The sequence below is a fragment of the Acinetobacter pittii genome, assembly GCF_022449185.1.
In the GTDB taxonomy this organism is placed as follows: Bacteria; Pseudomonadota; Gammaproteobacteria; order Pseudomonadales; family Moraxellaceae; genus Acinetobacter; species Acinetobacter pittii_I.
The window spans coordinates 69,566-81,962 of sequence record NZ_JAKUKO010000002.1 but is presented as its reverse complement, the minus strand read 5'-3'; the positions used below and the strand labels follow the sequence as shown (position 1 = coordinate 81,962).

The 12,397-nt window shown below is 40.2% G+C and carries 13 protein-coding genes; 9 read left to right on the top strand and 4 right to left on the bottom strand.

Annotated elements, in window-relative coordinates; translation table 11 throughout:
• Positions 1-51: 51 nt before the first annotated feature.
• A complete protein-coding gene (gene dtd, locus MKX14_RS06430) occupies positions 52-495 on the top strand; it encodes a D-aminoacyl-tRNA deacylase (RefSeq protein WP_240282073.1) in 444 nt (147 codons plus the stop codon).
• A gap of 44 nt (positions 496-539) precedes the next feature.
• On the opposite strand, the gene MKX14_RS06425 is transcribed toward dtd, so the two are convergent.
• The 3 genes from MKX14_RS06425 to serB all read right to left on the bottom strand — a co-directional run bounded on the left by MKX14_RS06425 (position 540) and on the right by serB (position 3,239).
• A complete protein-coding gene (locus MKX14_RS06425; protein ID WP_002119134.1) occupies positions 540-1,019 on the bottom strand; it encodes a hypothetical protein in 480 nt (159 codons plus the stop codon).
• A gap of 251 nt (positions 1,020-1,270) precedes the next feature.
• Entirely contained in the window at positions 1,271-1,606 is a 336-nt protein-coding gene (gene aciT, locus MKX14_RS06420) for a ciprofloxacin tolerance protein AciT (RefSeq protein ID WP_002119105.1), read from the bottom strand.
• Positions 1,607-2,015: 409 nt separating this feature from the next.
• Entirely contained in the window at positions 2,016-3,239 is a 1,224-nt protein-coding gene (serB, locus tag MKX14_RS06415; RefSeq protein WP_046812091.1) for a phosphoserine phosphatase SerB, read from the bottom strand.
• A 59-nt stretch (positions 3,240-3,298) separates the two neighbouring features.
• Between serB and MKX14_RS06410 the strand changes: the two genes are divergently transcribed.
• The 8 genes from MKX14_RS06410 (at position 3,299) to glmS (ending at position 11,560) form a co-directional block, all read left to right on the top strand.
• On the top strand, positions 3,299-4,606 hold the full coding sequence (locus MKX14_RS06410; protein WP_080947672.1) for a hypothetical protein: 1,308 nt from the start codon (positions 3,299-3,301) through the stop codon (positions 4,604-4,606).
• A 238-nt stretch (positions 4,607-4,844) separates the two neighbouring features.
• On the top strand, positions 4,845-5,966 hold the full coding sequence (ribBA, locus tag MKX14_RS06405) for a bifunctional 3,4-dihydroxy-2-butanone-4-phosphate synthase/GTP cyclohydrolase II (RefSeq protein ID WP_002053756.1): 1,122 nt from the start codon (positions 4,845-4,847) through the stop codon (positions 5,964-5,966).
• 11 nt (positions 5,967-5,977) lie between these two features.
• Complete coding sequence (ribH, locus tag MKX14_RS06400) at positions 5,978-6,448, top strand: 6,7-dimethyl-8-ribityllumazine synthase (protein WP_002119264.1); 471 nt, start codon at positions 5,978-5,980, stop codon at positions 6,446-6,448.
• Positions 6,449-6,451: 3 nt separating this feature from the next.
• Entirely contained in the window at positions 6,452-6,901 is a 450-nt protein-coding gene (gene nusB / locus MKX14_RS06395) for a transcription antitermination factor NusB (protein ID WP_002119137.1), read from the top strand.
• A gap of 16 nt (positions 6,902-6,917) precedes the next feature.
• On the top strand, positions 6,918-7,835 hold the full coding sequence (thiL, locus tag MKX14_RS06390; protein ID WP_240282072.1) for a thiamine-phosphate kinase: 918 nt from the start codon (positions 6,918-6,920) through the stop codon (positions 7,833-7,835).
• On the top strand, positions 7,813-8,328 hold the full coding sequence (gene pgpA, locus MKX14_RS06385) for a phosphatidylglycerophosphatase A family protein (protein WP_032036213.1): 516 nt from the start codon (positions 7,813-7,815) through the stop codon (positions 8,326-8,328). The genes thiL and pgpA overlap by 23 nt, the downstream gene beginning before the upstream one ends.
• A gap of 16 nt (positions 8,329-8,344) precedes the next feature.
• Positions 8,345-9,709: a bifunctional UDP-N-acetylglucosamine diphosphorylase/glucosamine-1-phosphate N-acetyltransferase GlmU gene (gene glmU, locus MKX14_RS06380; RefSeq protein WP_017386163.1), complete on the top strand. Its 1,365-nt coding sequence runs from the start codon at positions 8,345-8,347 to the stop codon at positions 9,707-9,709.
• 12 nt (positions 9,710-9,721) lie between these two features.
• Positions 9,722-11,560, top strand: a complete 1,839-nt coding sequence (gene glmS / locus MKX14_RS06375; protein ID WP_240282071.1) for a glutamine--fructose-6-phosphate transaminase (isomerizing) — start codon at positions 9,722-9,724, stop codon at positions 11,558-11,560.
• A gap of 245 nt (positions 11,561-11,805) precedes the next feature.
• On the opposite strand, the gene MKX14_RS06370 is transcribed toward glmS, so the two are convergent.
• Positions 11,806-12,090 (bottom strand): hypothetical protein, encoded by a 285-nt coding sequence (locus MKX14_RS06370; RefSeq protein WP_240282070.1) that lies wholly within the window; start codon positions 12,088-12,090, stop codon positions 11,806-11,808.
• Positions 12,091-12,397 lie beyond the last annotated feature (307 nt).

Below are 12,397 nucleotides of genomic sequence, written 5' to 3'. Positions count from 1 at the left end.
AATTCTGCTAAACTACGTTAATTCAATTAATTATAGAAATTTGCTTTAACTATGCGCGCTTTAATACAACGAGTTCTTGAAGCCAAAGTGGTTGTAGACGGTGAAACTACAGGTGAAATCCAACACGGCCTACTGGTTTTTTTAGGCATTGGCCGAGATGATACTTTGGCTATTGGCCAAAAACTTATTGATAAGATTTTGAAATATCGAATCTTTGATGATGAGCAAGGCAAAATGGGCTGGAATGTATCTCAAGCAAATGGTGAAATCCTGCTTGTGTCACAATTTACCTTGATGGCACAAACACAAAAAGGTCTGCGTCCAGACTTTGGCCCAGCAATGCCACCTAGCGACGCAAAAGCGTTATACGAACAATTGGTTGAATATGCACATTCTCAATTTGAAAACGTTCAAACCGGAATTTTTGCTGCGGATATGAAAGTTCATTTGATTAATGATGGTCCGGTGACATTCAATCTAGAAATCGAAGCATAAATATAAAAAAACTCCCAAAATGGGAGTTTTTTTATATCTGGATATTAACGTCCAGTTTTCTCTTTAATAAAAGCACGTGCCTGACGCACTTTATCTTTTACTGGTTTTGGTAACTTAGGCGGAATGAGCTTAGCAACTTGGTTGAACCATACCAATAGGCTGAAGTCACCTTCCATTTTAATGCTGCCATCTTGCATACCCGTCATAAATGCTGTTGGGTCACCTTTGATCAAAGTTTTTACACCTTGCTCACTGTCTGCAAATTGCAAAATAAAATCAGCCTTTTCAGGTGCGCCTGCAACGGTATCAATCTGACCATTATTAATAATGATCTGACGTGCAACACCTAAATCTGTACCGATCTGAATACGGAATGCGCGGTCATGAATCAGTTCAATAAACTTAGGGCTAGTACGCGCCAACTGCTTCATACGCAGCACTAAACCTGCTACCAACAAATCTAATGGGTCTGTACTGACATCAACAAGAGGTAACTTGACTACAGGTATGGAAGAAAGTTTCATGAACATTCACGCCTATTGTATTTTTATGAAAACTTTAGAGCAAAACTTAGCAAGGACATACCATTGCCTGTGTTTTATGCATCAATTGATATTTTTTAGCTGGCAACGCAATCTAGATGAAACGTCAACAGACCCATCTATCGTAGCATAACTGGCTATTTTTTAATAAATGCTTTGTATAATAAAAATCACGTTTCGTAAATGAAAAAGGCATGCTGTGCATACCTTTTTACCGTTAGATAACAATTTAATTATCGGCTAGAACATTGCTGCTGATCATCTTCATATACTGGCGTGTGTTCTATATATTGGCGATTTGCCAATGCCTTTTGTGCTTGTTTATCCTCACGTAACAAAATAAATGTAACCATTACCATCGCTAGACTTAATGCAGTTAAATAACTATATGTGACTGGCATTTCAAAAGTGACTTGAACTCCAAAACGGACCACTTCCAATAGCCCCCAAAAGAACATCCCTGCAAGCATAAAACCAAGCCAACGACGGTAAGGAGAAAAGAAAACAGCAACAAGCGCGACAGCAATTAAGCTGAATCCGGCGATAGCGGCAAAATTCGCTGTTACCATAGAAACCTCCGTCTTAATGAAAACGTCTAAAAACATTCGGTCTTTAATACCCGACCTCATTCCAAAAACAACTTTAATTCATGATTTGTGTTGAAGCTTAGGATGCATTATGGATGTTTTTTTTTAGAAAAAAAGACCCGTTTTTTCTTAATGCGACATACTTTGTCGCAACATTCTTTTGTCATTACATTTTTGTAAAATTCAAAAAGTTCGATTCCCTATATGGCATCAATTCTGGCGTGTCATTACAAAAAACTATGCTGTTTTTAAGGACCAAAATAAGTTTTTTTCAGATTTTTTTATTGCCTTTTTTCTGTGCAAAATTTTGTCATAACTTGCTTGTTTTTATGACTATTCTGCATAAAAAAAGCGCTACTCTGAAGTAGCGCTTAAAGCTTATCCATATAGGTTAAGCACGATTTAAATCTTTATCATGCATACCGAGTAAATAAAGCACACCATCTAAACCAACACTTGAAATCGCTTGATTTGCGTTTTGGCGTACTAATGGTTTTGCACGATAGGCAACACCTAAACCTGCAATCGCAAGCATCGGTAAATCGTTTGCACCATCGCCTACTGCCATCGCTTGCTCTAGAGAAATCCCCATCTTATTTGCAAGTTCGCGTAATAACTCAGCTTTACGGGCGCCATCTACAATCGCACCTTTCACTTCGCCTGTTACGAAACCGTCTTGCACATCTAAAATGTTAGCGTGAACTTCATCAATACCGAGTTTGCCTTGTAAATATTCAGCAAAATACTGGAATCCACCAGATAAAATTGCCGTTTTATAGCCAAGTGCTTTTAAAGTCGAGATAAGACGTTCTGCACCTTCGGTAATGGTTAAACGCTCTGCAATTTTAGGTAAAACAGCAGCATCAAGCCCTTTTAATAATGCAACACGTGCACGGAAGCTTTGCTGGAAATCAAGCTCACCTTGCATCGCTCTTTCAGTAATTTCAGCAACTTGAGCACCTACCCCTGCTTCAATCGCCAACTCATCAATCACTTCTTGTTCAATTAATGTTGAGTCCATATCGAAACACACCAAACGGCGGTTACGTCGATAAGCATTGTCTTCTTGCACAGCAACATCGATATTTAATTCGCTTGAAAGAAGTAAACATGCAGCACGCATGGCTTGTGCATCTAAAGTTGGGCCGCTACTTAGACCAAACTGTACACAGGCACGACGTGGGAATTTGTTATCTCTTTCGAAGTCTACACGACCTGATAAACGCGTTACTGTTTCGATGTTAAAGCCTTGGCTAGACACAATTTTTGTAACTGCTTGTAAGTGTGCCGCAGTGAGTTCTGGGGCTAAAGCCGTGACGATATAACGAGTCCGACCACCTTCACTTACCCATTGATCGTATTCTGCGCCCGTGATTGGTTTAAAGCGCACTGTTAAGCCAATATCATGTGCTAAAATCAGAATCTCTTTCATTGCCAATGCGGTCGCAGTTTCATTATCAGAAGCGACCACAATGCCTAATGTAAGTTGATTATGAATAACAGCCTGACCTACATCCAGTATTTGCAATGAATGTACGGATAGTACTTGCATTAATCGGGTAAACTGGTTTGGTTGGTCCGGTCCTAAAAAGGATATAAGAATGATTTCTCGCATGAATTGACTCTAGTCTGAGTGACAACTATTGTAAGAATCATAATCGAATTTCAATATAATTGCCTTGGAAGTTTAACTTGATTGCGCCTAGACAAGGGCTATTTGCTAGCCTACTGATCGTTAGTTTTGCATTGCATACCTTTTTATTGGTCATTGCAACGACACACCAGCTTAATGAAAACCGTGCGAGTCAAGGTCAGCTCATGACCAGTCAGCTCGTTGCAGATAGCTTATCTGAGCTTGAACCTGCTAATACGGTGTCTTTAGCTCTGATTGCCAATCGCTATGCGACCAATCCAAGTGTTGCGTCTATTCGCATTCTTGATGCGAACAAACAGGTTCTAGCAACAAGCGGAATTTCAAAAACCCGCCAAGGCGAAATTTTTGCTCGTGATGCCCTTCAAAATGAAAAGAAAGTGGGATCTATCGAAGTTACGCTGATTCAGCCAAGTATTGGAGAAATTCTTCGTACTCAATGGCTTGCAATTTTAGCTTCTCTGTTTTTGCATGTTTTATTGTGGCTTGCCTATCGCGCGATTGCTCGTCCAACCCGTAGCGAATATTTGGCACGCATTAATGAAGAAAACCGCTTGAAGCATGAAATTCAGCAGTTAACTCAAGCATTGGCTCTAGAAAAACAAAATACGGTAACTTTGGTTGCACAAGCGCAACAACAAGCGAAAGCGAAACCAGCAGCTCGCCAACAAACCGAGAAAACTTCAGATTCAGCTGACCAACATACGTTGGCACTCAATATTCAGTTTTATGATCCTAAACAGTTATTAAGCAGTGTTAACCAATCGGTATCTGTTCCTTATTTCAAACTCTGCCAGCTCTTTTTAAACAAGAGTATTGAGTTATGCGTTAAGCATTATCAATTGAAGCTCACAGATATTGAAGTAGTAGATGAGTTTAATGCCGAAGGCGCGACACTTGCGATTTCAACCTCTCATACGCATGCCGTAGAATGTCTGCTTATGATTGGAACCGTATTCCAATTACTTTCAGATGTTTTATATAAACGTTACCGTGAAGATAAACGTTTTGCGCTGCAAACTCGTAGTGCAACATGTAATGCTGTAGAAGCTATGCAAATCGATGCAAAAGAAGCTGCTCAACGTTTAGCACAGCATCTTCACGCTAAAGAGTCTGCTTTATATCTCGAAAATGAACAACTCAAAGCAATTCAAGACAGCTACCAACTTGTTGCTATGCCAAACCCAAGCAATGTGATGACACGTCATGCATTTATGATCAATGGTATGAATGCAGAATGTGCTGAACTTGCCCAAAATATTCGAACTGAAATTTTGATGGGCAAAAAGTCAATTCCACAAAATGATAGCCCGAGCAGTGCAGCATCTTAAAAGTCATTGTGCGCATTCAAACCTAGCCTAAAGGCTAGGTTTTTTTATTTAAATTCATGGTATTTATAATCAAGAATTTTATTTTCTTATGCTTTATTGAGATAAGTAAATCCAGATCTATTATGTTGAGTTGTAAATTTGGATAAATCAGAATCATAGGCAAAATTCTCTAAACAGCGTAAACTATGCAAAATTTATTAAATAGAAATTGTCTAACGACAAAAAAAGGTGAGAGCGAATGCCGCTGAGTCGTGTTGAAGATCTTGTCGCCGATATTCGTGCAGGCAAAATGGTTATTTTGATGGATGACGAAGATCGCGAAAATGAAGGTGATCTTGTCATGGCAGCAACGCATGTTCGTCCTGAAGATATTAACTTCATGATTACCCATGCACGTGGTCTAGTTTGCCTAACGCTAAGCCGTGAGCGCTGTAAACAGTTAAATCTTCCGTTGATGGTTGATCAAAACGGCGCTCAGCATAGTACCAACTTTACCCTATCAATCGAAGCTGCCGAAGGTATTACCACGGGTATTTCAGCAGCAGAACGTGCACATACAATTCAAACGGCTGTCGCAGCGCATGCAAAACCAAGCGATATCGTACAGCCGGGCCATATTTTCCCACTCATGGCTCAACCAGGTGGTGTTTTACACCGTGCAGGTCATACCGAAGCAGGCTGTGATTTAACACGTTTAGCGGGCTTTGAACCAGCTTCAGTCATTTGTGAAATCATCAATGAAGATGGCACAATGGCACGCCGTGCAGATTTAGAAATTTTTGCCGAGAAGCATGGCTTAAAAATTGGTACAATTGCGGACTTGATTCACTACCGCATGACCAATGAGCAAACGGTTGAACGTTTAGATCAAAAAACCATTCAAACAGAATATGGTTCATTTGAACTTTATCGTTATCGTGAGATTGGTAACCCGGACATTCATTTGGCTTTAGTTAAAGGCGAGCCAAAAGAAGGTGTTACAACAGTACGTGTGCATGGTTTTAGTCCAATTCGCGATTTGCTTAAGCTAAATAAAGCTGATGGTGAACCTGCGTGGAATTTAGACCGTGCCCTACAGACGATTGCAGCGAGTGATCGCGGTGTTTTAGTCTGGATCGGACAAGATCATTTGCAAGACTTGGGACCAGCGTTGGATGATTTAAATAAGCCAAAACCGGTGAAATCCAATGCAGCACTTTCACATCAATATCAAACTATTGGTGTCGGTGCTCAAATTTTGCGTGATTTAGGTGTTGAAAAAATGAAGCTTCTTAGCTCACCATTACGTTTCAATGCTTTATCTGGCTTTAATTTAGAAGTAGTGGAATATGTCACTGCTGATCAAATCACAACGAAATAATCGAGGTTGCTATGGCAATTCGCCGTATTGAAGGTTTATTACATCTCGCAAGCGAAGGTCGTTATGCGATTTTAGTGGGTCGTTTCAACAGCTTTGTTGTTGAACACTTATTGGATGGTGCAATCGACACATTAAAACGTCATGGTGTAAATGAAGATAACATTACTGTTATTCACGCTCCTGGCGCATGGGAACTCCCGATTGTTGCTAAAAAATTAGCTACATCAAACCAGTTTGATGCAATCATCGCACTTGGCGCAGTGATTCGTGGTAGCACACCACACTTTGACTTCGTTGCTGGTGAATGTGCTAAAGGTTTAGGTGTAGTGGCGTTAGAAAGCAGCTTGCCTGTCATCAATGGTGTATTAACTACTGATAGCATCGAGCAAGCCATCGAACGTTCAGGTACAAAAGCAGGAAATAAAGGTAGCGAAGCTGCATTGACTGCTATTGAAATGGTTAATTTATTAAAGGCAATTTAAAGCATGTCTCAAACACTGCAAGCCGCTTATGCAGCAAAACGTAAAGCACGTCGTTTTGCTGTACAAGGTATTTATGAGTGGCAAATGAGTCACAACCCTGTACATGAAATCGAAGCACGCACCCGTGCTGAAAATGCAATGCACAAGGTAGACTTAAACTACTATCACGAACTTCTAACACAAGTGATTGCACAGCACGAAGATCTTGATGCATTACTTATTCCGGTTCTTGACCGTGAACTTAGTGCACTTGATGGTGTAGAGCTCGCAACATTACGCTTGGGTGCTTACGAGTTACGTGATCATTTAGAAGTACCTTATCGTGTCGTTCTAGATGAAGCTATTGAACTCGCTAAACACTTTGGTGGAGCAGATAGCCATAAATATATTAATGGCGTTCTAGATCGTTTAAGTTCAACACTACGTAGTGCTGAAAAACAACAAGCAAACTAATAGGTTTGAAGTTGATATGGCTGAGTTTTCTATTATTGACCAATACTTTAACAGACAATCTTACACAGATGTCACCTTGGGTATTGGAGATGACTCAGCCTTAATTACCCCTCCCGTAAACCAACAATTGGTGATCTGTGCAGATACACTGGTTGCTGGACGTCATTTTCCTCTTGATACTTCTGCCCATGCAATTGGCTGGAAAAGCGTAGCTGTTAATCTTTCAGATATTGCAGCAATGGGGGCAAAACCGCATAGTATTTTACTGGCGCTCAGCCTACCTACAATTGATCATGAATGGCTTGAAGGATTCAGTCAGGGAATTTATGACTGCTGTAATCAATTTGGGGCTGCTCTCATTGGTGGAGACACGACCCAAGGCCCTCATCTCACCATTACTGTTACGGCCATGGGCTGGATTGAAACCGGACAAGCCGTGTTACGTTCAGGTGCCAAAGTCGGTGACTATATTTGTGTAAGCGGTCAAGTGGGTGATGCCGCGTATGGATTACAGCACCTAGGTCATCCATTACAAGAAAGACTAGACTACCCGACCCCACGTTGTCAGCTTGGACAACAGTTGAAGGGATTAGCCTCTAGTATGATTGATATTTCTGATGGATTAGCCCAAGATTTAGGCCATATTTTAAAAGCTTCAAAGGTCGGTGCGCGGTTACTTTTAGAAAAGTTACCGATTGATTCAACACTACAAGAATTACCGGAACAGCAGCGCTGGCAATATGCTTTAGCTGGTGGTGATGATTACGAGTTATGTTTTACAATAACACCGCAAAATTATGAAAAACTTTTGCAAAAACAACTAGACATTAAGATTACAATGATCGGAGAGATCGTTGAGCAAACACAACTAACTTTTGAGCACTTGGGTTCAGATTACCCATTGCAAATTCATGGATACCAACACTTTGCATAAGCCACCGATTCATTTTAAGGACATGTCTTGGTTCAACCGCTGCATCGTTTTCTGTGGAGTTGGTTTCGGATCTGGTCTCGCACCTAAAGCTCCCGGTACTTTTGGCTCTGCCTTTGCCCTACTCTTCATTCCAATCTGGTTATCGCTTGGCTTTAACTTAAGCTTGATCGCTATCCTCATCATGTCCTTGGTCGGGATTTATATTTGTGGTCAAACTGCAAAAGTTATTGATGTACACGATGATGGTCGAATTGTGTGGGACGAGTTTGCAGGTCAATCTATTACCTTCCTTCCCCTGCTTTATTTACAACAAATGAATTGGATGTGGGTGATTGGGGGATTTATATTATTTCGGATTTTCGATGTTTGGAAACCTTGGCCTATACGCGTTATTGATCGTCAAGTGCATGGTGGTTTTGGTATTATGCTTGACGATATTATTGCCGGTGTATGGGCTGCTCTTTGTACACTAATTATTATCCATTTGAGTTAAATCATTAGAGTTATTCATGTCAACTACCGTCATTATTCTTGCTGCAGGCAAAGGAACGCGTATGCGTTCTCAGCTTCCTAAAGTATTACAACCTTTAGCGGGTCGCCCACTTTTAGGACATGTCATTCAAACAGCAAAAAAAATACACGCAGAAAATATTATTACGATTTATGGACATGGTGGTGACCACGTCAAACAAACTTTTGCACAAGAAAAGATTCAATGGGTTGAACAAGCAGAACAACTAGGTACAGGTCACGCGGTACAAATGACTTTACCCGTACTTCCTAAAGACGGTATTTCATTAATTCTTTATGGTGATGTACCTTTAGTACGTCAAACAACGCTAGAGCAACTTGTTGACGTTTCAAGTAAAACGGGCATTGGCATGATTACTTTACATGTCGACAACCCAACAGGTTATGGTCGTATCGTTCGTCAAGAAGGTAAGATTCAAGCGATTGTTGAACATAAAGATGCAACAGAAGCTCAGCGTCAGATTCAAGAAATCAATACAGGTATTTACTGTGTTAGCAATGCAAAACTTCATGAGTGGTTGCCTAAACTTTCAAATGAAAATGCGCAAGGCGAATATTATCTAACTGATATTGTAGCAATGGCTGTTGCAGATGGGCTAGAAATCGCATCTATTCAACCAGAACTCGCTTTTGAAGTTGAAGGCGTCAATGACCGCTTACAACTTGCTGCACTTGAACGTGAGTTCCAGCAACAGCAAGCAAAAGAGCTTATGCAACAAGGCGTAACTTTTGCAGACCCTGCCCGTTTTGATTTACGCGGTTCTGTGAAAGTTGGACATGACGTTCGTATTGACGTAAATGTGATTATTGAAGGTGACTGTGAACTGGGCGATTTTGTAGAAATCGGCGCTGGTTGTATTTTAAAGAACACCAAAATTGCAGCAGGCACTAAGGTTCAAGCCTATAGCGTTTTTGATGGTGCAGTAGTTGGTGAAAATGCTCAAATTGGACCATTTGCACGCTTACGCCCAGGCGCTAAATTGGCAAATGAAGTACATATCGGCAACTTTGTTGAAGTTAAAAACACAACGATTGGATTGGGCAGTAAAGCCAACCATTTCACCTATTTAGGTGATGCAGAAATCGGTGCTGAATCGAATATTGGGGCAGGTACGATTACTTGTAATTACGACGGTGCAAATAAACACAAAACCACTATTGGCGATGCCGTTTTTATCGGTTCTAATAGCTCGCTGGTTGCTCCGGTGACCATTGGGAATGGCGCAACAGTTGGTGCGGGTTCTGTGATTACGAAAGATGTAGCCGAACAAAGTCTCTCCTTTGAACGTGCGCAACAAATTTCAAAAGCAAATTATCAACGTCCCCAAAAGGTTAAAAAATAAGAGGATTGAAGTATGTGTGGTATCGTCGGAGGCGTTGCAGAACGTTGTGTAACCGAGATTTTAATTGAAGGTTTAAAACGTCTTGAATACCGCGGTTATGATTCTGCGGGTGTTGCTTTACTGAATAACCAACAAATTTTACGTGAGCGTCGTGTAGGTAAAGTTATTAATCTTGCCGATGCAGTTGCTGAACACCAGCTTACAGGGGCTATCGGGATTGCACATACCCGTTGGGCAACACACGGTAAACCAACTGAAAACAATGCTCACCCGCATATGTCTGGTAAGGTTGCTGTTGTACATAACGGTATTATTGAAAACTATCAAGAACTAAAAGATGACCTTCAAGCTTTAGGTTATGTTTTTACTTCTCAAACAGATACAGAAGTTGTTGCACACTTAGTTGCTGAAGCTCTAAAAAGCACAGATAGCCTTTTAGATGCTGTTGAAACTGTAGTACCTCAGCTTAAAGGTGCTTACGCGCTAGGTATTATCCACAGCGATTATCCAGATGAACTGATTACTGTACGTGAAGGTTCACCACTCGTGATTGGTGTAGGTATTGGTGAAAACTTTATTAGTTCAGACCAACTTGCACTTTTGCCTGTAACTAACCGCTTTATGTACCTAGAAGAAGGCGATATTGCCCGTCTTACCCGTACTTCAATTGAAGTATTTGCAAATGGCGAACGCGTTGAGCGTCCAGTGCGAGAGCTTGATGCAACTGTAAGTAGTGCATCAAAAGGTGAATACAAACACTACATGCTCAAAGAAATTTATGAGCAACCAGAAGCAATCAAGCAAACGATTTCTCAAGCGCTTGATGGCAATAGCTTACGTGATGATTTCTTGAAAAATGCTGATGCAGATTTCAACAAAATTCAAAGTGTACAAATCATTGCTTGTGGTACAAGTTACCACTCAGGAATGATTGCGAAATATTGGTTTGAGCAACTGATTGGCGTGCCTTGCCAAGTTGAAATCGCAAGTGAATTCCGCTATCGCACCCCTGTAATTGTTGAAAATACACTTTATATTTGTATTTCACAGTCAGGTGAAACTGCTGATACTTTAGCTGCACTACGTGAAACTCAAAAACGTGCGAAAGCAAACAATATCGATATTCAGACTTTGACTATCTGTAACGTTGCTACGTCTTCAATGGTTCGTGAAACTGATCATCACTTATTGACGCTTGCTGGTCCTGAAATTGGTGTTGCATCAACTAAAGCGTTTACGACTCAGCTTGCTGCGCTTATGTTGTTAATCTTGAAAATTGGTCAAGTGAAACAACGTATTAGCCCTGCTCTTCTTGAAGAAATTACGCGTGAGCTATGGCACAGCCCGAAAGTTATTCTTGATACGCTTAAACATGATCCAGAAATTTTACGTTTGTCTGAATTATTCGTTGAAAAAAATCACTGCTTATTCTTAGGCCGTGGTACGAATTATCCAATCGCATTAGAAGGCGCATTAAAGCTAAAAGAAATTTCATATATTCATGCAGAAGGCTATGCAGCTGGTGAGTTAAAACACGGCCCATTAGCACTTGTTGATAGTGAAATGCCAATCGTGATTCTTGCTCCAAATGATGAAATGCTTGATAAGCTAAAATCAAATATGGAAGAAGTTCAAGCACGTGGTGGTGAATTATTTGTTTTCGCGGATGAAAATAGCGGTGTAGTCGAAAAAGACCGTCAACATGTGGTTCATATTCCAACAGTAAACGAATGGTTAGCTCCAATCGTTTATAGCGTACCAGTTCAGTTGTTGTCTTATCACGTTGCTGTATTACGTGGTACGGACGTTGACCAGCCACGTAACTTGGCGAAGTCAGTAACTGTAGAATAATAATCAGACATGCTATCTATGCCATAAAGGGTGTAGATCGCTTCTATTGATTAGAAAGCCCGATATGCATTAATTGCCTATCGGGCTTTTTTATTGCCTTCATACGCCTACACAGCCCCTTTCCCGTGAAAGAAAATAGAGAACTCTGCTTAGGTCCCCGTGTCACAACGGACTTTTCACTTTTGCGCTGATTTAAAGTTTGAGAGATCATTGCGACACAGAGATAAAGGAGCTAAGCGAAATACTTAGCTCATTTCATTTTTGTCGCAGCGTTGAATGCTGCTGAACAAGTTAGGGGCAAAGTCCTGTGGGAGAACAGGACTTTGCAAACTGGTGTGTTTTAAACGTTGCACGATTTGAGGTGAATACAGTTGCGCGAGCTGTTGGCAAATACAATCGCAACTTGCTTGCATGTGTTCACCTGACAAGCAAATTCTTTTAAATTCCTGCTGAGCATTAGCGTCATCATTTGTAATACCGTAAGCACCGACCACAAGGTTTAAAAACAATATAAATTTATGAAGTTTCATATTATTCTCATGATTATTTATATCTTTAAATAAAATAAAAATATTATTCGTTTAAATATTAAAATAATTTTTTAAATAATAATTAACCCTCCCACAAGAATAGGAAAACAAAATAATTAAGATTATAAAATAAAAGTAATTTATAAATTTAAAAAATCAGGACATAGAAAATCCATATTTTAAATAAATAAAATTATTAACTGAGAGAGAAAATGAGTTTAAATAATGGCATGGCCAACTCCTTAAAAATGGAGTCCTACCACCAAATCACCGTCAATTGATTAGGGTGGTAGAACGAAAGAGGGTT